This window comes from Micrococcus sp. Mcc28, assembly GCF_024519775.1.
GTDB classification, from domain to species: Bacteria; Actinomycetota; Actinomycetes; order Actinomycetales; family Micrococcaceae; genus Micrococcus; species Micrococcus luteus.
The window spans coordinates 1-21802 of the sequence record NZ_JALJRH010000019.1; the positions used below are offsets into that span (position 1 = coordinate 1).

Genomic DNA, 21802 nt, shown 5'->3' on the forward strand with positions numbered 1-21802 from the left:
GCGGGCAACAGGACGACTCTCATAACGACTGGACCTACGAAACGGGGTCAGCCCAGGGGAGACCTTTGCGTGGTGCGCCATCTCGCTGCCCTGGTCCCTTACCAGCGAGGTCTGCATCATCCGGGGCAGCTCGGTGAAGTACTCGATCACCGCGTCCGCGGGGGCCCTCGGCGTGTTTCGAGGGCAGGGCGAGCGGGCCGGTGAACCCGCTCATCCGCTCCACCAGCGTCGCCGCGCACGAGGACCCGTTCTTCCCGATGATCAGGTCGCCCTCCCAGTGCCCGGGTACCCGCCGCTTCGCCGCGTCCTCGCCACGCTCCGCGATCGGGACCATCCCCACGATCGGCCCGCCTCGGGAGCGGCCGTGCGTGCGGGGCCGGCGCTTGGTCCGTTTGGACTGCAAGAAGATCCCACGCTTGGCGAGTTCTCCGCGGGGGATCGCGTAGATGTACTGGTAGATCGCTTCTCCGCTGACGGTGCGGCCCTGAGCGTCGGGAGAGTTCGCCATGCGTTCAACGGTCGGGTCTGCGGCCTCCAGACGCAAGCGACCCGCGATCTCGTTCGGCATCCATGACGCTGCGAGGTCGGCGTTGACGCGGGCCTCGAGTACCGGGTCCTTTGCCACTTTCCGGACCTGTGGGCGAGAGCGCTGGCGTTGCGCTTTCACGTCCGCGGTCACGGCTTGATAGCCGCGCGTCTTCGTCGAGTTCGGTCGAAGCTCTCTGGAGACCACCGAAGGGCATCTACCCAGGTGAGACGCGATCTTCCGGACTCCCCACCCGGCCTTCGATCCCGTCGAGATCTCCATCCGCTCCGTGAACGTGAGTCGCCGCCGCACCATCCCAGGCCTCCTCGCCTCGAGCCCCCACCGACCGGGAGTGTTGCTACGACGCTATGACACCACCAACCGACAGTCATCTCTTGCCGATTTACATCCAGCCGACGACCTGAATGAAGCCAGCAGCCGAATGCACTCGACGGTCTACGTCGAAGTCGTGGTCTGGTCCAGGTCTCGGCGTCCCTTGCGGAGCCCGATTTCGTAGGCTGTAAAGGAAATGAGCGTCAGTGCGATTAACGGCAGCACGAACCACGCCATGGCTACGGTGAATCCCTCCAGTGCATCGTGCGCTGTGGCAGCCAGCACAAGGTATCCGGTGTAGGCGGCGTACAAAACCACGAACAAGCCGCCCTCCCAACGCGCCACCGCGAAGCCCGTGAACGCGATCGGCAGTAGTGCCACTGCGGCCGCCAGCATTACTGGGATATCGAAGGCCACTGCGGCGCCGGATACGGGAATGCCCTCAAGAGAGATGAGCGCGGTTAGTCCTAGCACTACCCCTATGTTGAAGATATTGCTGCCGACCACGTTGCCCACCGCTAGGTCGCGTTCACCGCGACGCACGGCAATGATGGACGTCGCCAGCTCGGGCAGCGATGTCCCGACAGCCACAACGGTCAGTCCGACCACGAGGCTGCTTACGCCCAACGTGGTGGCTATGTTCACTGCTCCTTCCACGAGCAGCGTGGCACCGGCGACCAGCAACGCGACCCCCAGCAGCACAAAGAAGAGCGACCTGCTGACCGAGGCGCCTAGCGCAGCCCCTTCCTCGTCGGCTGGATCGACGGTTGCCGAATCTCCTGTCCCTTCCCGGGCATTCACCGCGGTCTTGGCGTCCCGCCGACTAATCACCACGGACATTATGGTGTGGACCACCACACCGAAAAATAGTATCAGCCCGTCCACCGCACTGATCCTCCCATCCAGGGACACAAGGAGCAGTAGAACTGACAAGACGACCATCAGGGGCAGGTCAAAGCGGATCAGCCTCCGCTTTACAGCGAGGGGAACGACCAGCGCGGACAGTCCCAGGATGAGCAGGACATTAATGATGTTGCTGCCAACCGCATTGCCCACGGCAAGCCCCGGTTCATCACGCAGTACAGCACCGACGCTCACTGCGAACTCGGGTGCCGACGTCGCCGCTGACACTACGGTGAGACCGATCACCAATGACGAAATCCCGAAACGTCCGGCCAGTGCTGACGCCCCACGCACCAGAAATTCCCCACCCAAGACCAGCAGCACCAGTCCGGCCACGATCCGTCCAATATCAAGCGCATCCATGAGTAGGAGTGTACGGACCACAGTTCAGGCCCTGCCACGAGCACCCGCTGACCTCGAGATTTCACTGGGGTGTGGTCTCGACGGGTGGGCGTCATAGAGAAAGGTGCTCCTGGCCTGGGATGATACGGGGTGTCGAGTCTCGTAATCCCTGGCCGGAAGGAGCACCTTTCAGGTGTCCCACCCTACCGTGTTCTTCTACCCCCGCCCGCGTGTGGACGTCGCTGAGGTCCCGGCGGCCTCGCATGCGGGCGCGGTGCTGCTGACCGACACGATCCACGCCACCGGCCTCGCCTCTTCGCTGCGTGAAGCGTTGGGTTCATGGACGAAACCGCTGGCCGAGCATCACGCCTCCAAGGTCCTGCTGGACCTCGCGATGACTCTCGCGGTGGGCGGGGAGGTCGCCCGTGACACCGACCTGCTGCGGTGCGAGCCGGGCCTGTTCGGTGACGTCGCCTCGGCCCCAACGATCTCCCGCACGCTCACCACCCTCGCTGAGGACGCGCCCGCCGTGATGACCGCGATCGCCAGGGCTCGCAGGACCGCGCGCGAGCAGGCCTGGGCCCTGGCCGGCGAGCATTCCCCGGCCGAGGGGACGAGCGCGAAGACCCCGCTGGTCATCGACCTCGACGCCACCCTGATCAACGTCCACAGTGAGAAGGAGCAAGCCGCCCCGACGTTCAAACGCGGCTTCGGCTACCACCCTCTGTACGCGTTCCTGGACCACGGCAGCGAAGGAACCGGGGAACCGCTCGCGATCCACCTTCGCCCCGGCAACGCGGGCTCGAACACCGCCAGCGATCACATCGCCGTCACCCGTCTGGCCCTTGCGCAGCTCCCACCGGCCCTGCTGGGCCGGGGCGGGCGGGGATCGAAAAAGGTCCTGATTCGCACCGACGGGGCCGGCGGCCCCAAGGACTTCGCGGGCTGGCTGGAGCGGCAGCGTCTGGCCTACTCAGTCGGGTTCACCCTCCCCGCGAACACTCCTGACCTGTTGGAACGTATTGATGAGGCGAAGGCGTGGACTCCTGCCTACGACACCGACACCGAAGGGATCCGCGATGGGGCATGGGTCGCGGAACTGACCGGACTACTGGACCTGCCCGGGTGGCCCCCGGAATGCGGGTAACCGTAAGGAAGGAACGCCCCCACCCCGGAGTGCAGCTACGGATCACCGATCACAAAGGGATGCGGATCACTGCGTTCGCGACCAACGCCCCACGCGGCCAGCTTCCAGTGCTGGAGCTGCGTCACCGCCGCCGCGCGCGCTGCGAGGACCGGATCCGCAACGCCAAGGACATGGGCCTGATGAAGTTCCCGCTGCAGGGATTCGCGCAGAACCAGGTCTGGTGCCAGATCGTCCAGCTCGCCGGCGTCATCGTCGCCTGGATGCAGGCCATCGCGCTGGCCGGCCATGATGCACGTCGCTGGGAGCCCAAACGGTTTCGCGCACGGTTGTTCGAGATCCCCGCGACCATCGTGCGCCGCTGTCGGCACAAGATCCTGCATTCGAGGCTCATCGCATTTGAGGGTGTAGCAAGGGTCTGAAGCCGCCTGATTCGAGGAGGCTGCGGGCGATGTAGTTGGTGAGGTTGCGGAAGCCGAGGGCGGAGCCGCGCAGGTGTTCGAGCCGGCCGTTGATCGCCTCCGTCGGACCGTTGCTGGTGCCCAGTCGCTCGAAGAACGCCAGCACGTCGGCGGCGCGTTTGGTCAGTGTCCGGCCGAGCTTGCCCAGTTCCTCGAGGGTGTCGGGGACCTTCTTGCTCAGCGCCGCGATCACCTTCTCCATCTTGGCCTTAGCCTTTGCGCGGTCGAATTCTCGATACGCGGCGACCATGGCCTGGTAGATCTCCCAGGCCGCTTCGACCGCGGCGTGCTTCTCGTGGGCGAAGAGGACGCTGAGGTGTTCTTTTTGGCGGTCGGTCAGCAGGCTCATCCCGGTGTGGAGGGTGCGGCGCAGTTCGGCGCAGTTGCGTCCGGCAGAGTGGTGTACGAATCCCGCAGCACGTTGACTCCGGTTGGCGTGTCGACCGCGAAGTAGAAGCGGTCACCGCGGGAGGCTTTCGAGGAAACTCTCACATCCCACTCGAAAGGGACACCCGCGATGACCGCTCCCCACGATATCGACCCCCAGGCGTTTCTGTCCGATCTGCTCACCCAGGCCTCGCCGGACTTGATGCGTCAGATGCTCACCACCTTCATCAATGCCCTGCTGTCGGCCGAGGCTGACAGCGTGTGCGGCGCCGCCTACGGCGCCCGCTCGGATGAGCGCACCAACCGGCGTAACGGCTACCGGCACCGGGACCTGGACACCCGCGCCGGCACCATCGACGTCGCGATCCCGAAACTGCGCGAAGGCACCTACTTTCCCGACTGGCTCCTGGAGCGGCGCCGCCGCGCCGAGGCAGCGCTGACCACGGTGGTCGCCACCTGCTACCTGCTCGGCGTCTCCACCCGCCGGATGGACAAACTGGTGCAGACTCGGCATCACGGGCCTGTCGAAATCGCAGGTCTCAGAGATGAGTAAAGACCTGGATGCGCAGGTCGAAGCGTTCCGCACCCGGCCGCTCGATGCTGGGCCGTATCGGTTTGTCGCCGCCGACGCGCTCGTGCTCAAAGTGCGTGAACACGGCCGGGTCGTCAAGGTCGCCGCCATGGTCGCCACCGGCATCAACAACGACGGCTACCGCGAGATCCTCGGCCTGCAACTGGGCACCGCGGAGACCAGGGAGGGGTGGCTCGGGTTCTTCCGTGATCTGGCTGCCCGCGGCCTGTCGGGGGTGGAGCTGATCACCTCCGATGCCCATGCCGGGCTGGTCGAAGCGGCCGGGGCGGTGTTCGGGACGGCGCAGTGGCAGCGCTGCCGCACCCACTACGCGGCCAACCTGATGGCGGTGTGCCCGAAGTCGCAGTGGCCCGCGGTGAAAGCGCTGCTGCACAGCGTCTACACCCAGCCCGACGTCGAGGCGGTGATCGCCCAGTACGAGCACATGATCGACAGCCTGGCCACCCATCTGCCGGCCGCTGCCGAGCACCTCGAGGGCGCCCGCGATGAGGTGCTCACGTTCACGAAGTTCCCGAAGGAGGTGTGGAAGAAGATCTGGTCGAACAACCCGAACGAACGGCTCAACAAGGAGATCCGGAGACGCACCGACGTCGTCGGCATCTTCCCCAGCCGAGTCGCGGTGATTAGACTCCTCGGCGCGGTGCTGGCCGAGCAGCACGACGAATGGACCGAATCACGGCGCTACATGAGCCTGGAATTGCTGACCGCGACCGACACGATGCTCGCCGAAGCAGCCGCGAAAGCCGCGGCTGAACAAGCCGCCCTACAGGTCAGCGACACCATGACCGACGACCCCGGCCACGCGGCACTCGCCGCCTGACAACCCACCCGACCACGAGGAACCCGACAAAGCCTCGATACACCACTCAAAAGGACTTGACCATGGCTATGCCCGAGACCGACCTGCTGCGCATCGGCCGCTGGTGCCGTGAACGCGTGCCCGAGCACCTGTGGGATCAGGTGAGAGTAGAAGCCGAGATCGCCGACCGGCACGTCACGATCATCGAGACGCGGCCGCCGTGGGACGGGCAGGGCGACTGGACGCGGTTCCCGGTCGCGCGCCTGCGATACACCGTCAAGACCGGCCAGTGGAGCATCTACTGGCGTGACCGGCACATGAAGTTCCACGAGTACACGAAGAGGCGCCCGACGAAGAACGTCCAGAGTCTGCTCGACTACATCGGCAGCCACCAGGATCCGATCTTCTGGGGCTGAGAGCTCCCACGGCCGTGTCGGTACTCACCGCTACGGTCGGGAGTATGAGCGAAGAGCAATGGGATGAAGCGGCCTTCCGCGCATCGATCCCGGCCGCGCGCGAGAAGGTTGAGTTTGCCGCAAGGTTCTGCGAGATCGGCCCCTCACAGCCCCGCTGGGATAGTCACCGTCCCGTCGTCGAGTTGATCTTCTACCTCTGCAAGCTCGACTACGACATCAAGGTGCTCCTGCTGCCTTCCTGACCGATTGAAGCGCCCTGGGTTTGTTGGAGACTCCTGACCTTGGAAACGAGGATGGAGTTATGCCGAAAGAGCAGACAGCGGGGAAGCCGACGACGCGTCGGTATTCGCCGGAGGAGAAGGCCGCGGCGGTCCGGATGGTGAGGACGCTGCGTGCCGAGCTGGGGACCGAGCATGGGACCGTCAATCGGGTCGCGACGCAGCTCGGGTACGGGGTCGAGTCCGTGCGGATGTGGGTCAAGCAAGCCGACATCGACGACGGCGTCACCTCTGGCGTGAGCAGCGCTGAGGCGCGGCGGGTGCGTGAACTGGAGCAGGAAGTCCGGGAGTTGCGGCGGGCCAACGAGGTCCTCAAGCGTGCTGCGTCTTTCTTCGGGGCGGAGCTCGACCGCCACTACCGGAAGTAGTCGCGTTCATCGACGCGAACAAGGATGACCTGGTCGACGCTCGCCGGCTCGGAGTCGAGCTCATCTGCAGGCTGCTGCAGGTGGCTCCGAGCAGCTACTACGCCGCCAAGACCCGCGCCCCCTCGGCTCGCGCGGTGCGGGACGAGGAGCTGATCCCGCAGCTGGTCGAGCTCTAGGAGACGAACTACCGCGTCTATGGAATCCGCAAGCTCTGGAAAGCCGCCGGCCGGGCGGGGATCATGATCGGCCGAGATCAGACGGGCCGGCTCATGCGCGCCGCAGGGATTAAGGGCGCGACCAGGTCGAAGCGGGTGAAGACGACCCGGCCAGATCCGACCGCGGCGCGGCACCCGGACCTCGTGAAGCGGGAGTTCACCGCGCCTGCCCCGAACCGGCTCTGGGTCACCGACCTGACGTTCGTGCCGACGTGGGCCGGCGTCGCGTACGTCTGCTTCATCGTCGACGCGTTCTCCCGGATGATCGTCGGGTGGCGGTGCGCGTCACACATGCGCACCGAGATGGTCCTCGACGCGATCGAGATGGCCCGCTGGTCCCGCGGCGCTCGCCACGAGGACCTGCGCTGCCACAGCGACGCGGGGTCTCAATTCACCTCCATTCGCTACGGCGAACGCCTCGCCGAGATCGGAGCGACACCGTCGATCGGGACCGTCGGGGACAGCTATGACTGTCAGTCTCTGAGGGCCGGATTCCGCGAGGATGAGGAAGTCCTGGCCGTGGTGCTCTGACCCATCTCTACGATTGACCCACATGGTGTCTTGGCGTTGATCTGTCGGGCCCGCGGCCGGGCACGTACGACCACTGCCGCCGGTCCGGGCGTGACCTGATAGGAGCCTGGAGCATTTTCGTGACCGTGTCCCCGTGACAGTCCTGTCCGCCCACCGGCGTCGGTGCCGCCCCCGCACCCGTAGCCGAAGGACAGCCTCGTATATGAGCCAGATCGCCCCCACCCGTTCCGGTCACGTCGTGATCGGCGTGGACACCCACAAGCACATCCACGTGGCCGCCGTCATGGACTCGATCGGTGGGATTCTCGCGACCGGCACGATCGCCACCGACCGTGCCGGTTACCAGCAGCTACTGGACTGGGCCGCGGACTACGGCACCATCATCGCGTTCGGCATCGAGGGCACAGGCTCCTACGGGGCTGGTCTGGCCTCGTACATCCGTCGCCAGGGGCACAAGGTCGTGGAAGTCTCGCGCCCAGACCGACGCCTGCGTCGGTTGAACGGGAAGTCCGACACCTTGGACGCTGAGAACGCGGCCCGCGCAGTCCTCGCGGGTTTCGCCACCGCCACGCCCAAGAGCGCCGATGGGAGCGTGGAAATGATCCGTCAGCTCAAAGTCGCTCACGACACTGCGGTCAAAGACCGCTCTGCAGCGATGATCACGTTGAAGGCGATGCTCGTGCACGCCGAAGAGAATCTACGCAAGGTACTGCAGGGGAAGACGCAGAAGATGATCGCCCGCCACTGCGCTTCCCTGCGCCCCCGCGCGCTGAGCACGCCGGAGGAGGCCAATCGTCATGTGCTCCGGTCGCTGGCCAGGCGGTGGCTGTCGTTAAACGAGGAGATCCTCGAGCTCGAGGCCATGATCAAGGGGCTCGTGATCGCGCGTGCGCCGCACCTGCTCGACCAGTTCGGGATCGGCGTGGACACGGCAGCGGAGATCCTAATCGTGGCCGGGGACAATCCCGAACGGATCAAGAGCGAGGCAGCATTCGCCAAGCTCGCCGGCATCAGCCCCGTGCCTACAGGCTCAGGGATGAGCAGCGGAAAACATCGGATCAATCATGGCGGTCACCGTCAGCTGAACGCAGCCATCTACAGGACAGTCATCGTGCGGATGCGCTTCCATGAGCCCACGATCGCCTACGTGGCACGACGCACCGCGGAGGGCAAGTCCAAGCGAGACATCATTCGCTGCCTCAAGAGGTACGTGATCCGCGAGGTCTACCACCTCGTGAAGACCAACCCTCGCACCGGTCAGATCGCGAGTTGACAACTATAGGAGCATCAACGCCCTGGCCGAGACCGTGAACGGCTATTACAAGGCCGAGCACGTCCGCGGACCCGCACGGCCAGGTCCCTGGCGGACGGTCGAGGACCTCGAGCTCGCGACCCTCGGGTGGGTGTCCTGGCACAACACGCAACGCCTCCACGGCTACCTCGGCGACGTCCCACCCGCCGAGTTCGAGGACACGTTCTATGCTGTCGAAGCCGGCCGCGAACAGCTGGTCGGAATCAAATAGCGCGAGTCTCCATCAGACCCAGGGGGCTTCAGGGCCAACGCTCTGGTCACCGACGAGATCGATTTTGGATCGAGCCGCTCGGCCACTGAGGAAGTTCTGAATTCCCGGGGATATAAGTCGAGCCGAACGCCGAACCGTAGGGTCTGTCTCGATCAGTTTGTGCTAAGGAATATGTCAGGCACGGAAAGAGGCCCAGGCGCTCCCCTCGAGGGAGTACCTGGGCCTCATTCCATTTTCCCTCGTCAGATGCGGACTCTGACCCGTGGGAACGTGGTCGGGCTAGCGGGATTTGAACCCACGACCTCTTGACCCCCAGTCAAGCGCGCTACCAAGCTGCGCCATAGCCCGTGGCGAATCGCGGTCATCCGCGCTTCGGCACCCGATGAGCATACCCCACCGGCACCGCCGGGCGCGAATCGGAAGCGGGCCTGCCAGGTCGTCGTTGTCAGGGGCAAACCGCGCGACACCCCCGAAACGTGAACAAGGGGCCCACGTCCTCTTCACAGACGTGAACCCCTCATCCCTTGACCGAGGGCCACCCGACCGAGAGTCCCCCAGCGACCGCGGCCCCGGCGTACCGGTGGGCCTGGCGGTCTGCACGAACCCTCTCATGACTGAGGGTGCAGTCGTGCACGGGTGAAGCGTAACACGTCGAGCCGCTCCGATCCGCCGTTCCGGGCGGGTCGAAGAGGCGTGTCGGGGGGCTCACGGATCCCCGTCGCAGGATCAGTACGTGAAGGTCCGGTCCCCCACGCGGAATTCGACATCCTTCAGGTCCGGGATGGCGTTGCGCGCCCGCTCCGCCGCCTCCCGCATCGTGTCCTCGAGGACCTGGGGATCGGCATCGAGCAAAGACTGGCCGTACTCGATGACCACCTTTCCGTCCTCCCGGAGCGCCTCGACGTCGACGATGTCCGAACCGGAGGGCAGGGATCGCGTCAGGTCCTCGACGACCTCGGCGGCGCGCTGGTCCGCCTCTGCGAGGGCGCCCTCGGCCTCCTGGCGCAGCTGCCCCAGGTCCACGCGGTCCGAGGCGTCCGCCTCCAGCTCGCTGATCCGGTCCTCGGCCTGGGCGAGCCGGTCCTCCGCGCTCTGCAGCGCGGCCCGGGTCTCGCCGTCGTCGACCGCGCAGCCGGATGCGGCCAGCGCGAGCGCGGCCAGGGTGGCCAGGGACAGGGCGGCGGGGCGACGTCGGATGAGGCTCATGCCCTCAGGCTACGAGGCGAAGGTGGACGAACGGTGGGAGCTTGCCGGGACGACGACGTCCCCCGGCACGGCAGGCCGAGGGACGTCGTCGGGGCAGAGCCGGATCAGCGGCGGCGACCGCGCTTCTCGCGCACGCGCATCCCGATCTCGAGGGGCGTGCCCTCGAACCCGAACGTCTCGCGCAGGCGGCGCACGATGAACCGGCGGTAGCCGGGGTCCAGGAACCCGGTGGTGAACAGCACGAACTTGGGCGGCCGGCTCGAGACCTGGGTCGCGAACAGGATGCGGGGCTGCTTGCCGCCGCGCAGCGGGTGCGGGTGGGCCGCCACGAGCTCGCCGAGGAACGCGTTGAGCTTGCCCGTGGGGATGCGGGTGTCCCACGAGTCCAGGGCGAGGTCCAGCGCGGGGACGAGACGGTCCTTGTGCCAGCCGGTCTTCGCGGAGATGTTCACGCGCGGCGCCCAGGCGACGTGCGCCAGGTCCCGGTCGATCTCCTTGGCCAGCTGGTGCCGGCGGTCCTCATCCACCTGGTCCCACTTGTTGAACGCGATCACGAGGGCACGCCCGGAGTCCAGCACCATCTGGAGGATGCGCACATCCTGCTCCGAGATCACGTGCGGCGCCTCGAGCAGCACCACGGCCACCTCGGCGCGGTCCAGGGCGGAGGCCGTGCGCAGCGACGCGTAGTAGTCGGCGCCGTGGGCCATGTGCTGCCGTCGACGGATGCCGGCGGTGTCCACGAAGCGCCACAGGCGTCCGCCGAGCTCCACGAGCTCGTCCACGGGGTCGCGCGTGGTGCCGGCCAGGTCGTCCACCACCACGCGGTCCGAGCCGGCCAGCTTGTTCAGCAGCGAGGACTTGCCCACGTTCGGCCGGCCCACGAGGGCGATCCGGCGCGGGCCGCCGCGCGGCACGAGACCTCCGTGGGCGGACTCCTCCGGCAGCGCCTCGAGCGCGGCGTCCAACAGGTCCGCGACGCCGCGGCCGTGCACCGCGGACACCGGGTACGGGTAGCCGAAGCCGAGCGACCACAGGGTGGCGGCGTCGGCCTCCTGGACCATGTCGTCCACCTTGTTGGCGGCCACGATCACGGGGCGGTCCTTGCGGCGCAGCATCGAGACCACGGCCTCGTCCGTGGCCGTCATGCCGACGGTGGCGTCCACCACGAACACGACGGCGTCCGCCACGTCCACGGCCAGCTCGGCCTGCTCGGCCACGCGACGGTGGATGCCCTTGGCGTCGTGCTCCCAGCCGCCGGTGTCCACCACGGTGAACTCGCGGCCGTTCCACTCGGCGTCGTAGGAGACGCGGTCGCGCGTCACGCCGGGCACGTCCTCCACGACGGCCTCACGACGGCCGATGATGCGGTTGACGAGCGTGGACTTGCCGACGTTCGGCCGGCCCACGACGGCCAGCACGGGCGGCACGGGCGCGTCGACGTCCTCGTCCGGCCCGAGCTGCCACGCGTCGAGGAGGGCGGCGTCGTCCTCCTCGAGCTCATAGTCGGCCAGGCCGGCGCGCAACGACGCGGCACGCGCCTCGGCCTCCTCCTCGGTCATGGCGGCGAGCCGCTCGGCCACCTGATCGTCGCCGGCGGGGACGAACTCGTCCTCACCGGAGCGGTGCTGGGGGTTCTCGGTCATCGTCGGCCTCCCTTCACGGCCGGGATGCCGGCCTGGTCCTCGACGGCGGCCAGGACGGCCGCCACGGTCTGCTCGAAGTCGAGCTCGGTGGAGTCCACGAGCGCCACCCCGTCGGCGGGGCGGTCGAACGTGGACACGGTGGCGTCGCGGGCGTCGCGCCCGGCCACCTGACGGTGCAGCGTGCCGGCGTCGACGCCGGTCTCCCCCGCCGCGGCCAGCTGGCCCGAGCGGCGGGCGGTGCGCACGGCCTCGGACGCCGTGAGCAGCACGCGCGCGTGGGCGTCCGGGGCCACCACCGTGGTGATGTCGCGGCCCTCGGCGACCATCCGGCCCGCGGCGGCGATCGCCGCCCGCTGGCGACGGTGCAGCTCCTCGCGCACCGGGATCACCACGGCGACGGTGGAGACCGTGTCCGTGACCTCGGGGCCGCGGATCGCCTCGGTGACGTCCGTGCCGCCGACCCGCACGGCCTCGACGTCCGGGTCGGTGGACTGGTCCAGGTCCATGGCGACGGCGGCCGCCGCCACGGCCTCCGCATCGGCCAGGTCGACGCCCTCGTTCAGGCAGTGCCACGCCACGGCGCGGTACATGGCGCCGGTGTCCAGGTACGCGGCGCCGAGACGCCGGGCCACGGCCTTGGACACGGACGACTTGCCCGAGCCCGAGGGGCCGTCCACCGCCACCACGAGCGGCGCGGGTGCGACGTCGTCGCGGGTGTGCTCGGTCATCTCAGACCACCTTCCATCCGGCGGCGGTCAGCGCCGCCACGAGTTCGTCCCTGCGGCCGGGCAGCACGGAGATCTCCACCATGCCGACCCGGTGGCCCGAGGCGTGCTCGAGCCGCAGGTCCTCCACGTTCACGTCCGTGCGGCCGACCTCGTCGAGGAGGGCCGCGATCTGCCCGGGGGCGTCGTCCACGATCACCGTGACCACCGCGAACGCCTGCGGCGGCGCCCCGTGCTTGCCGGGCACCCGTGCCCGACCGGCGTTGCCCTCGGCGATCAGCTGCGCCATGTCCAGCCGCGCCCCGGGGGCGGAGGGGTCCTCCAGGGTGCGGATCAGCCGGTCCAGGTCCGCCCGCAGCCCGTGCAGCGCCGGCACGATCCGCCCGGCGTTGCCGGAGAGGATCTGCACCCACAGCTGCGGGTCCGACGCTGCGATCCGGGTGGTGTCCCGCAGCCCGTTGCCGGCCAGGGCGAGCGCCTGGTCCGGGGTGTCCTGCAGGCGGGAGGCCACGAGCGAGGCGGCGATCTGCGGCAGGTGCGAGATCAGCGCGACCGATTCGTCGTGGGCGCGGGCCGCCATCCGGTACGGGGTGGCCTGCAGCGTCAGCGCGAGCGCCCGACCGGCCGCGAGGGCGCCCGGGTGCGTCGTGTCCGTCGGGCACAGCACCCACGGCGCCTGCGTGAACAGGGTGCCGCGGGCCGCCACGGGACCGGACCGCTCGGAGCCGGCCATCGGGTGCGTCCCGAGGTACCGGTCGGCGTCCTGCGGGGCCAGGCGGCCGTCGTCGACGGCAGCGCGCACGCCCGCGGCGACCGCCTCCTTCACCGAGGCGATGTCCACCACCACGGCCGCGGGCCAGCGGCGCAGCGAGTCGACCACGACGTCGGCGGTCACGTCCGGCGGCGCGGCCACGACGACGAGTCCCGGGGCGACGTCGAGGTCGTCGCCCTCGGCGTCCAGGCGGGCGGGGCGTCCGGCGCGGATGTCCGCGGCCACGGCCAGGGCGGCGGGCGAGGGGTCGTGCAGGCGCACGTCCACACCGGCCGCGCTCAGCCCGATGCCGATCGAGGCGCCCAGCAGACCGGTCCCCCGGACGAGCACGGGCTGCGGGATCCCGGCCGGGCCGTCACCGAGCTTGGCGGCGGACTCGGCGGGCGCGCTCACAGGCCGACCAGGGCCTTGAGGTGGCCCAGCTCCTGCGCGTTGAGTGCGCGGACGGTGCCCTGCTTCTGGTCGCCCAGCAGGATGGGGCCCACCTTGACGCGGACGAGCCGCTCGACCGGGTGGCCGATCTCCTGGAACATGCGACGCACGATGCGGTTCTTGCCCGAGTGCAGCACGACCTCGACGAGCACGTGGCCCGGCGTCGAGTCGACGAGCTTGAACGAGTCGACCTGCGCCACGCCGTCCTCCAGTTCCACGCCCTCGCGCAGCCGGTTGGAGACGCCCTTGGCCAGCGGGCCGCGGGTCTGCACGACGTAGGTCTTGGGGACCTCGTAGCTGGGGTGGGTGAGGCGGTTGGCCAGCTCACCGTCGTTGGTGAGGATGAGCAGGCCCTCGGTCTCGTTGTCCAGACGGCCCACGTGGAACAGGTGCTCCTGCCCGGGCTTGAGGTAGGTGGCGATCGAGGGCCGGCCCTCCGGGTCCACCATCGTGGAGATCACGCCGCGGGGCTTGTTGAAGACGAAGTACTGCTTGGTCACGTCCGTCTGCACGGAGATGCCGTCCACCCGGATCACGGCCCGGGCCGGGTCCACGCGCACGCCGGGCTCGGTGACGACGACGCCGTCCACCTCCACACGGCCCTCCGCGATGAGGTCCTCGCTCACGCGCCGGGACGCCACACCCGCCGCGGCCAGCACCTTCTGCAGGCGCTCGCCCGACTCGTCGTGGATGCGGTCGAGGTGGGCGGCCTTGGCCCGGGCGGCGCCGGCGCCGCGGCCGCGGCGGCCGCGGGTGCGCGGCACGGCGTCCTCGTCGAAGGGGGCCTCCTCACGGGGGGCGGCGGCGCCGCGGCGGGCACCGATCTGTCGCTGGAAATCGCGCTCCTGGAACGGGCCGCCCCGTCGACCGACGGCGGGGGTGCGTCCGGAGCCTCGCGGCTTGCGGGAGTTCATGGGGAGGGCGTCCTTTCGGGTGCGCGTCAACGGCGCCGGTCGGGCCGGCGGCGGACGGGTCAGGGGGTGAGGGACGGCCCGGAGACGGACACGCCCGGCTCCATTCTCGCAGATCGACGGCGTCGCGTCTCCCGGCCACCGCTCCCCCGGCCGCGAGCGCGCAGAGAACCGGCCCGGTCCCGCGACGGGACCGGGCCGGCGTCGTCGGCGCTCAGCGGACGGTCACGGCGCGCCGCCGCGGCAGATCAGCTCGCGGGCGAGCTGCCGGTAGGCCTTGGCGCCGTCGTGGTTCTCGGCGAACAGGGTGATGGGCGTGGCCGCCACCGTGGCGTCGGCGAACTTGATGGACCGCTTGATGACGGTCTCGAACACGCGGTCCCCGAAGCCGGCCACCAGCGAGCCCACGACCTCCTTGGAGTGCAGGGTTCGCTGGTCGAACATCGTGGCCAGCACGCCGTCGATCTCCAGGTCCGGGTTGAGCCGGTCCTGCACCTTCTCGATCGTCTCGACGAGCAGGGCGACCGCGCGCAGCGCGAAGAACTCGGCGGTCAGCGGGATGATCACGCCGTGCGAGGCGGTCAGCGCGTTGACGGTCAGCAGGCCCAGCGAGGGCTGGCAGTCGATGAGGACCACGTCGTAGTCGTCGCGGACCTGGCGCAGCGCGCGCTCGAGGACCTGCTCGCGGGCCACCTCGTTGACGAGCTGCACCTCGGCCGCGGACAGGTCGATGTTGGCCGGCAGCAGGTCCATGTTCTCGAAGTCCGTGGACAGGATCGCGTCCTTCGCGGTCACGGACCGTTCCATGAGCACGTTGTACACCGTGGTGTCGAGCTCGTGCGGGTTCGCGCCCAGGCCGGCCGAGAGGGCGCCCTGCGGGTCGAAGTCCACCATGAGCACCCTGCGGCCGTAGCCCGCGAGCGCGGCGCCCAGGTTGATGGTGGAGGTCGTCTTCCCGACGCCGCCCTTCTGGTTCACCATCGAGATGATCCGCGCCGGGCCGTGCGAGGTCAGGGGTGCGGGCTCGGGGAAGTCGTGCTTGGGCCGGCCGGTGGGCCCGAGCACGGGCTCGCCGTGGATGGTCATCACGGGGATCGGTTCTCTCGAGGTCACGGCGGCGCCGGCTCCTTCCACGGTGGTCTGCACGCCCGGCCGCGGGCCGCGGCGCGCCGCGGCCGCCGTCGTCGGCGTGTCCGGATCTTCCCCCACCCTAGTGCCTGGCGTTCCCGGGACGACGGCGGCGCCGGGGACGGGCCGGTGTCCAGGCTCGTCCCCGGCGTCGCCGGTGGTCGACGGTGCGGCGTGCCGCGCGGGCCCGCCGCCTCCGTCAGCGGGCGGGGTTCCGGTCGCCGTCGGCGGCCATGGCGAAGTTCAGGCTGGAGTCGGGGTGACCCTCGTAGGCCTGCTCGGCGATCGTCGGGGACTGCTGCGGGTCGTGCGCGGCGCCGTCGTGGCCGGCCACGGTCGCCTCGTCGAACTGCAGCTCGCCGCTGAGGACGCGCCGGGCACGCTCGCCGTCGAGCTCGCCCACCCAGCGGCCGACGAGGAGCGTGGCCACGGCGTTGCCGGTGAAGTTGGTCAGGGCGCGGGCCTCGGACATGAACTTGTCGATGCCCACGATCACGCCCATGCCGCCGAGCAGCTCGGGTCGGTGCGCCTGCAGGCCGGCGGCGAGCGTGGCCATGCCCGCGCCGGTGACGCCGGCCGCGCCCTTCGAGGCGATGATCATGAAGACCAGCAGGCCGATCTGCTCGCCGAGGTTCATCTCCGCGCCCATCGCGTTGGAGACGAAGAGCGCGGCCATGGTCAGGTAGATGGCGGTGCCGTCCAGGTTGAAGGAGTAGCCGGTGGGCACGGTCACGCCCACGACGGACTTGTCCACGCCGGCGTGCTCCATCTTGGCGATCAGGCGGGGCAGGGCGGTCTCGGAGGAGCTGGTGGCGAAGATGAGCAGGTACTCCCGGCCCAGGTACTTCATGAGGGCCAGGATGCTCAGGCCGGTCACGACCTTCAGGACGGTGCCGAGCACCACCACGATGAAGGCGATGCAGGTCAGGTAGAAGGCGCCCATGAGCAGTGCCATGGCGCCGATCGGGGCGACCCACATCACCATCATGAGGATGCGGAACACGACGCCCTGGATCAGGGTGAGACCGCGCAGCAGCGGGGCGCCGGCCGGGCCCATCTGCTGCAGGGCGAAGCCCACGAGCAGGGCGATGAACAGGGTGGGCAGCACCGGCAGGGAGCCGGGGATGATGTCCAGCAGGAACTGGACGGTGCCGTCCGCCGCGGCCTGGGGCTTGTTCGGGTCGTAGGGCGTCAGCTTGAGGCCCTCGCCGGGGTGGATGAGGTTGCCGACGACGAGGCCGATGGCCAGCGCGAACGTGGACATCGCCATGAAGTAGACCAGGGCGATGCCGCCCACGCGGCCGACGGTCGCGGCCTTGGCGATCGAGCCGACGCCGAGGACGATCGTGCAGAAGATGACCGGGCCGATCATCATCTTGATGAGGGAGACGAAGCCGTCGCCCAGCGGCTTGAGGGACTTGCCGAACTCGGGGAAGAACAGGCCGACGGCGGCGCCCAGCACCACCGAGGCGATCACGGCGATGTACAGCCAGTGGGTGCGGTCCTTCTTCGTCGCCGGGGCCGGCGGGGCCGAGGTCTCGGCCGGTGGGGTGTGCGCCATCGGGCGTTCCGTTCTGTGCGGTGGTGGGGCGCCGCCGAGCGGTCCGCAACGGCGCGGGAGGGATGTGACCACTCTCGCGGCCCCGGGTGGTGTCGGTCACGATTGCGGTCATAGTGGTCACGGCGGCCGACGGACTGCAGGATCGTGGGGGTGGACCGGCGCGTCGCCGGCCCGAGGGAGGAGAGGCATGCGCCACCCGTGGTCGATCGCCCGGCGGATCGCCGTGGTCCACGTGGCGCTCGTGGCGGCCATCGCCCTGTTCAGCGTGTGGAGCGCCTACCTCCAGGCCCGCGAGGTGGCCCAGCGCGTCGAGGAGCGCCACGTCCAGGGCGTCACCACCCTCGTGGCGCGCGACCCCGCGCTCGTCTCGGCCCTGCGGGCCGGCGACGCCCCCGCCTTGCAGGCCGGGATCGACGGCTGGATCGCCGAGGCACAGGTCTCGTGGCTGACCGTGATGGACCCGGACGGGATGCGGTTGGCGAGCTGGCGCCCCGAGCAGGTCGGTGTCCGCTACCCGAAGCCGGTGGACGCCGTCGTCGCCGGGGACACCGTCGTGGAGCTCTCGAGCACCGGTGCGGCGGGCCGTTCGGTGCGCGCGCTCGCACCGGTCGTGGACCCGGAGGACGGCACCGTCCTGGGCGTGGTCACGACGGGCGTGCAGATCTCCGATGTCGCCATCATGGCCCAGGCCCAGATCCCCGGCATCCTGCTCGGCTCGGCCGCCGTGGCCGCCGTCGGCCTGCTCGTCGCCTGGCTCGTGGGCCGGTATCTGAACCGGGTGACGCTCGGACGCGGCCCCGAGCAGATCGCCGAGCAGTTCCTGCTGGCGGAGACGGCCATGGACTCGCTCGAGGCCGGCGTCGTGGTCCTCGCCCCGGACGGGCGGGCCCGCCTGCACAACGACGCCGCCGCGCGCCTGCTCGGCTGGGAGGGCGCGGGCGAGCCTCGACTGCCCACCGAGCTCTCCGCGGCCCTGCCGGGCGCGGTCAGCGGCGAGGCGAGCCTCGCCGCCGGCGGGCGGGTCCTCGTGGTGCAGCAGCGTGTCGTGCGGTCGCCCGGCCGTTCCGACCCCGGCGGGTCGGTCCCGCCGACGGCCCTCGCCGCGGCCGCCCGCGAGGGCGTGACCACCGCCCCGGCGGGATCGCGCGTGCTCGTCCTGCACGACCGCACCGACCTGCAGCGGCTCGGCGACGAGCTCACCGTGGCCCACACCCTGACCACGGCGCTGCGCGCGCAGACGCATGAGCACGCCAACCAGCTGCACACCGCCCTCGCCCTCGTCGAGTCGGGCCGGCTGGAGGCCGCCCGGGCCGTGCTGTCCCGCCGCGCCCCGGACGAGGAGGCCTCCGACGACGTCCTCGCCGCCCTGCTCGACGCGAAGGCCGCCCAGGCGCGTGAGCGGGGCGTGGCGCTGACCTGGTCCGCCGAGCTGACCGCGCCCGCCCCGCTGCGCCCGCTCGACCTGCTGACCGTGCTGGGCAACCTCGTGGACAACGCCCTCGACGCGGCCGCCGCACCCGACCTGTCCGCGGCAGACCGGTGGGTCGACGTCGAGGTGGTCTCGGACGCCGCGGGCCTGCTCGTGCAAGCTGGCCGACGGCGGCCCCGGACCCTCCGACGCGGACCGCGGCCGACTCTTCGACCGGGGCTGGTCGACGAAGCCCGTCGGCGCCGCCGGACGCGGCATGGGGCTGTGGCTGACGCGGCGGATCGCGGAGGAGGCCGGCGGGGTCGCGGACGTCGCGACCGACTCGGGCACCGTGTTCACCGTCGAGGTGCCCCGCGACCCCCGACCCCAGGAGGAGATATGACCGCCCGCCCGTACCGGGTGCTCGTCGTCGAGGACGAGCAGCTGACGGCCGAGACCTACGTGGCGCACCTGGACCGGCTGCCGGGCTTCGAGGTGGCCGCGGTGGCCGGCTCCCTGTTGGCCGCGCGGCAGGTCGCCGCGGCGGGCCTGCACGCGGACGGGCGCTTCCCGTTCGACGTCGTGCTGCTGGACATGAACCTGCCGGACGGGCACGGCCTGGACTTCCTGCACCAACTGCGCGCGGCCGGCTTCCACGGCGGGGTGCTGGCGCTCACCGCGGCCACCGACCTGCCGGTGGTGCGCCGCGCCGTCGCGTACGGCGTGACGCAGTACCTCGTGAAGCCGTTCGGGTTCGACGAGTTCGCGGATCGGCTGGGCGGGTTCCGCGCCGCCTCGGCGATGCTGGCCGGCGACGGCGCCCTCGACGGCCAGGAGCAGGTGGACGCCGTCTTCCGCGTCTCCCGCGAGCGGCGCGCCGAGGCCCTGCCCAAGGGGCTGACCGAGAGCACCCTGCGCGAGGTGGTGGAGCTGCTGGGGGCGGACCCGGAGACCGCCCTGAGCGCGGCCGAGGTGGGCGAGCGCCTGGGCATCTCCCGCGTGACGGCCCGGCGCTACCTCGAGCACCTCGAGCGGATCCGCCGGGTGCGGCGCTCGGCCCGGCACGGCGGCCGTGGCCGGCCCGAGCAGGAGTACCGCTGGGCCGGCCGCACGTGAGGGGGCTCAGCGGGCCGGGCGCAGCACCCCGGCCAGGGCCTCGAGCACGGCGGGGTCCTCAATGGTCGAGGGCACCGCGTACTCCTCGCCGTCGGCCATCTGCCGCATGGTCTTGCGCAGGATCTTGCCCGAGCGGGTCTTGGGCAGCGCGTCCACCACGACGACGTCGCGGAAGTCCGCCACCGGGCCCACCTCGCGGCGCACCGCCTGACGCAGCTCGTCCAGGAGCGCGGCCTCGGCCTCGGAGCCGGCCTCGGGCGTCTCGACGCCGGACTTGAGGACCACGTAGCCCGAGGGCCGCTGGCCCTTGAGCGGGTCCGCGATGCCGATCACGGCACATTCGGCCACCGCCGGGTGGGCGGCCAGGGCGGCCTCGAGGACGCCCGTGGACAGCCGGTGCCCGGAGACGTTGATGACGTCGTCGGTGCGGCCGAGCACGAACACGTAGCCGTCCTCGTCCACGACGCCGGAGTCACCGGTCGCGTAATGGCCGGGGAACGCGCTGAGGTAGGAGTCGATGTAGCGCTGGTCGTCGCCCCACAGGGTGGGCAGGGTGCCCGGGGGCAGCGGCAGCCGCAGGGCGATGTTGCCCTCGGTCCCGGCGGGCACGGGCTCGCCCAGGCCGTCCAGGACCACGAGATCGACGCCCGGCGAGGGCACCGAGGACGAGCCGATCTTCACCGGCAGCTGCTCCAGGCCCACCGGGTTCGCCGCGATGGCCCACCCGGTCTCGGTCTGCCACCAGTGGTCGATCACCGGCATGCCCAGCAGGCCCTCGATCCACCGCTGCGTCTCCGGGTCCAGGCGCTCGCCCGCGGCGAAGAAGTGCCGCAGGGAGGACAGGTCGTGGTCCTTGAGCAGCTCGCCCTCGGGGTCGGCGCGGCGGATCGCGCGCAGCGCCGTGGGGGCCGTGAAGAAGGAGCGCACGCCGTGGTCCTCGATCAGCCGCCAGAACGCGCCGGCGTCGGGCGTGCCCACGGGCTTGCCCTCGTACATGACCGTGGTGGCCCCGGCCAGCAGCGGGCCGTAGACGATGTAGGAGTGCCCCACGACCCAGCCCACGTCCGAGGCCGTGCACATCGCCTGCCCCGGACCGACGTCGTAGATGTGCTCCATGGTCCAGCGCAGGGCGACGGCGTGGCCCCCGTTGTCCCGGACGACGCCCTTCGGCTTGCCCGTGGTGCCCGAGGTGTAGAGCACGTACAGCGGGTCGGTGGCCTGCACCGGGACGCAGTCGGCCGGCTCGGCGGCCGCGACGGCCTCGCCCCAGTCCTCCCAGCTCGCGCCCCCGCGCCCGTCGGCGTCCGCGAGCGCGGTCTCGAAGCCCTCGCGGTGGTGGACCAGCACCGTGCGCACGGGGTGCGCGGCGGTCTCGAGCGCCTCGGCCACGGCGGGCAGGTATTCGACCCGGCGCTTGGGCTCGATGCCGCCGGAGCAGGTGAGCACGACGTCGGGGGCGGCGTCGTCGATGCGGGAGGCGAGCTCGCGCGGGGCGAAGCCGCCGAAGACCACGGAGTGCACCGCGCCGAGCCGCGCGCACGCCAGCATCGCGATGTGGGCCTGCGGGATCATCGGCAGGTACACGAGGACGCGGTCGCCCTTGCCGACGCCGCGCGCGGCCAGGGCGCCGGCCAGGCGGGCCACCGCGTCCGTGAGCTCGGCGTACGTGTAGCGGGTGACCTCACCGGTCATCGCGGAGTCGTGGATCAGCGCGACGGCGTCCCCGCGGCCCGCCTCGACGTGCCGGTCCAGGCAGTTGAAGGCGGTGTTCAGCTCGCCGTCCGGGAACCAGCGGTACAGAGGCGCGGCGGAGTCGTCGAGGGCGCGCGTGGGCGCGACGGTCCAGTCGATGGCGCGCGCCGCGTCGAGCCAGAACCCCTCGGGGTCGCGGAGGGAGCGGGCGTGGGCGTCGGCGTACGCGCCGGAGGGGCGGTCTTCGGCGGGGGCATCGTGGGTCGCCATGCGCCCAGGGTAGTGCCGTGGATCACAGGGGGCAAGGGATCTGTATACATTTCGTGCCCCGTCAGTGAGGCGTGGCGGCACGCGCGAGACCCGCGCCGGGGACGCACCACCCAGCCCCCG

General features: G+C 70.3%; 14 protein-coding genes, 1 tRNA gene, 7 pseudogenes and 1 other annotated feature. Of the genes and pseudogenes, 10 read left to right on the forward strand and 12 right to left on the reverse strand.

Translation table 11 applies throughout. The annotated features are described in order from the left end of the window. Positions 1-34: 34 nt before the first annotated feature. Together NR073_RS09690 and NR073_RS09695 are read right to left on the reverse strand one after the other, a co-directional pair. Positions 35-841 (reverse strand): IS30 family transposase, encoded by an 807-nt coding sequence (locus NR073_RS09690; protein WP_228070745.1) that lies wholly within the window; start codon positions 839-841, stop codon positions 35-37. 141 nt (positions 842-982) lie between these two features. After that, on the reverse strand, positions 983-2125 hold the full coding sequence (locus NR073_RS09695) for a calcium/sodium antiporter (RefSeq protein ID WP_043282823.1): 1143 nt from the start codon (positions 2123-2125) through the stop codon (positions 983-985). Between the two features lie 172 nt (positions 2126-2297). On the opposite strand from NR073_RS09695, the pseudogene NR073_RS09700 reads away from it, so the two are divergent. Further along, positions 2298-3670 (forward strand): annotated as a pseudogene (locus tag NR073_RS09700) (IS1380 family transposase). Here NR073_RS09700 and NR073_RS09705 read toward each other — a convergent pair. Further along, positions 3639-4103, reverse strand: a pseudogene (locus NR073_RS09705) (transposase); the annotation flags it as partial. The pseudogenes NR073_RS09700 and NR073_RS09705 sit on opposite strands and share 32 nt — an antisense overlap. A 123-nt stretch (positions 4104-4226) precedes the next feature. Between NR073_RS09705 and NR073_RS09710 the strand changes: the two are divergent. The 6 genes and pseudogenes from NR073_RS09710 to NR073_RS09735 all read left to right on the forward strand — a co-directional run. Then, a pseudogene (locus NR073_RS09710) lies at positions 4227-5508 on the forward strand (IS256 family transposase). Positions 5509-5570: 62 nt separating this feature from the next. Further along, entirely contained in the window at positions 5571-5903 is a 333-nt protein-coding gene (locus NR073_RS09715; protein WP_036315702.1) for a DUF3024 domain-containing protein, read from the forward strand. A gap of 44 nt (positions 5904-5947) precedes the next feature. Then, entirely contained in the window at positions 5948-6145 is a 198-nt protein-coding gene (locus tag NR073_RS09720; protein ID WP_010078466.1) for a hypothetical protein, read from the forward strand. 59 nt (positions 6146-6204) lie between these two features. Continuing rightward, positions 6205-7235 (forward strand): annotated as a pseudogene (locus NR073_RS09725) (IS3 family transposase); the annotation flags it as partial. Continuing rightward, positions 6504-6638: a sequence feature (AL1L pseudoknot), on the forward strand. Its footprint overlaps the pseudogene before it by 135 nt. Positions 7236-7497: 262 nt before the next feature. After that, positions 7498-8568: an IS110 family transposase gene (locus NR073_RS09730; protein ID WP_134377477.1), complete on the forward strand. Its 1071-nt coding sequence runs from the start codon at positions 7498-7500 to the stop codon at positions 8566-8568. Between the two features lie 16 nt (positions 8569-8584). Then, positions 8585-8818 (forward strand): annotated as a pseudogene (locus tag NR073_RS09735) (integrase core domain-containing protein); the annotation flags it as partial. A gap of 271 nt (positions 8819-9089) precedes the next feature. Here NR073_RS09735 and NR073_RS09740 read toward each other — a convergent pair. The 8 genes from NR073_RS09740 to NR073_RS09775 all read right to left on the reverse strand — a co-directional run bounded on the left by NR073_RS09740 (position 9090) and on the right by NR073_RS09775 (position 17196). Further along, positions 9090-9166 (reverse strand) — tRNA-Pro (locus NR073_RS09740). Between the two features lie 378 nt (positions 9167-9544). Beyond that, a complete protein-coding gene (locus tag NR073_RS09745) occupies positions 9545-10024 on the reverse strand; it encodes a hypothetical protein (protein WP_044659889.1) in 480 nt (159 codons plus the stop codon). 104 nt (positions 10025-10128) lie between these two features. After that, on the reverse strand, positions 10129-11667 hold the full coding sequence (der, locus tag NR073_RS09750) for a ribosome biogenesis GTPase Der (protein ID WP_049147779.1): 1539 nt from the start codon (positions 11665-11667) through the stop codon (positions 10129-10131). Then, a complete protein-coding gene (gene cmk / locus NR073_RS09755) occupies positions 11664-12395 on the reverse strand; it encodes a (d)CMP kinase (RefSeq protein ID WP_041102682.1) in 732 nt (243 codons plus the stop codon). Before cmk ends, der begins: the two co-directional genes overlap by 4 nt. A gap of 1 nt (position 12396) precedes the next feature. After that, positions 12397-13557: a prephenate dehydrogenase gene (locus tag NR073_RS09760; RefSeq protein ID WP_063189213.1), complete on the reverse strand. Its 1161-nt coding sequence runs from the start codon at positions 13555-13557 to the stop codon at positions 12397-12399. Beyond that, a complete protein-coding gene (locus NR073_RS09765) occupies positions 13554-14510 on the reverse strand; it encodes a pseudouridine synthase (protein WP_041102683.1) in 957 nt (318 codons plus the stop codon). The genes NR073_RS09760 and NR073_RS09765 overlap by 4 nt, the downstream gene beginning before the upstream one ends. Before the next feature lie 222 nt (positions 14511-14732). Continuing rightward, positions 14733-15593 carry a ParA family protein gene (locus NR073_RS09770; RefSeq protein ID WP_036315755.1) on the reverse strand — a complete coding sequence of 287 codons (861 nt, stop codon included), beginning with the start codon at positions 15591-15593 and terminating at the stop codon, positions 14733-14735. A 241-nt stretch (positions 15594-15834) separates the two neighbouring features. Further along, positions 15835-17196, reverse strand: a complete 1362-nt coding sequence (locus NR073_RS09775; RefSeq protein ID WP_044659886.1) for a cation:dicarboxylate symporter family transporter — start codon at positions 17194-17196, stop codon at positions 15835-15837. A gap of 187 nt (positions 17197-17383) precedes the next feature. Here NR073_RS09775 and NR073_RS11360 point away from each other — a divergent pair. The 3 genes and pseudogenes from NR073_RS11360 to NR073_RS11370 form a co-directional block, all read left to right on the forward strand. Beyond that, positions 17384-17833, forward strand: a pseudogene (locus NR073_RS11360) (histidine kinase); the annotation flags it as partial. 952 nt (positions 17834-18785) lie between these two features. After that, positions 18786-19007, forward strand: coding sequence for an ATP-binding protein (locus NR073_RS11365; protein ID WP_342356216.1), 222 nt, complete (start codon positions 18786-18788; stop codon positions 19005-19007). Positions 19008-19036: 29 nt separating this feature from the next. Next, positions 19037-19720, forward strand: a pseudogene (locus NR073_RS11370) (response regulator); the annotation flags it as partial. Between the two features lie 6 nt (positions 19721-19726). On the opposite strand, the gene NR073_RS09785 reads toward NR073_RS11370, so the two are convergent. Beyond that, positions 19727-21682, reverse strand: coding sequence for an AMP-binding protein (locus NR073_RS09785; protein WP_036315720.1), 1956 nt, complete (start codon positions 21680-21682; stop codon positions 19727-19729). Positions 21683-21802: the final 120 nt, after the last annotated feature.

What these genes read in the sequence shown, in the direction of transcription:
- NR073_RS09785 (WP_036315720.1), bottom strand. Translation starts at nt 21,682, where the DNA reads ATGGCGACCCACGATGCCCCCGCCGAAGACCGCCCCTCCGGCGCGTAC.
- NR073_RS09720 (WP_010078466.1), top strand. Translation starts at nt 5,948, where the DNA reads ATGAGCGAAGAGCAATGGGATGAAGCGGCCTTCCGCGCATCGATCCCG.
- NR073_RS09690 (WP_228070745.1), bottom strand. Translation starts at nt 841, where the DNA reads ATGGTGCGGCGGCGACTCACGTTCACGGAGCGGATGGAGATCTCGACG.
- NR073_RS09695 (WP_043282823.1), bottom strand. Translation starts at nt 2,125, where the DNA reads ATGGATGCGCTTGATATTGGACGGATCGTGGCCGGACTGGTGCTGCTG.
- cmk (WP_041102682.1), bottom strand. Translation starts at nt 12,395, where the DNA reads ATGACCGAGCACACCCGCGACGACGTCGCACCCGCGCCGCTCGTGGTG.
- der (WP_049147779.1), bottom strand. Translation starts at nt 11,667, where the DNA reads ATGACCGAGAACCCCCAGCACCGCTCCGGTGAGGACGAGTTCGTCCCC.
- NR073_RS09745 (WP_044659889.1), bottom strand. Translation starts at nt 10,024, where the DNA reads ATGAGCCTCATCCGACGTCGCCCCGCCGCCCTGTCCCTGGCCACCCTG.
- NR073_RS09775 (WP_044659886.1), bottom strand. Translation starts at nt 17,196, where the DNA reads ATGGCGCACACCCCACCGGCCGAGACCTCGGCCCCGCCGGCCCCGGCG.
- NR073_RS09715 (WP_036315702.1), top strand. Translation starts at nt 5,571, where the DNA reads ATGGCTATGCCCGAGACCGACCTGCTGCGCATCGGCCGCTGGTGCCGT.
- NR073_RS09765 (WP_041102683.1), bottom strand. Translation starts at nt 14,510, where the DNA reads ATGAACTCCCGCAAGCCGCGAGGCTCCGGACGCACCCCCGCCGTCGGT.
- NR073_RS09770 (WP_036315755.1), bottom strand. Translation starts at nt 15,593, where the DNA reads ATGACCATCCACGGCGAGCCCGTGCTCGGGCCCACCGGCCGGCCCAAG.
- NR073_RS09730 (WP_134377477.1), top strand. Translation starts at nt 7,498, where the DNA reads ATGAGCCAGATCGCCCCCACCCGTTCCGGTCACGTCGTGATCGGCGTG.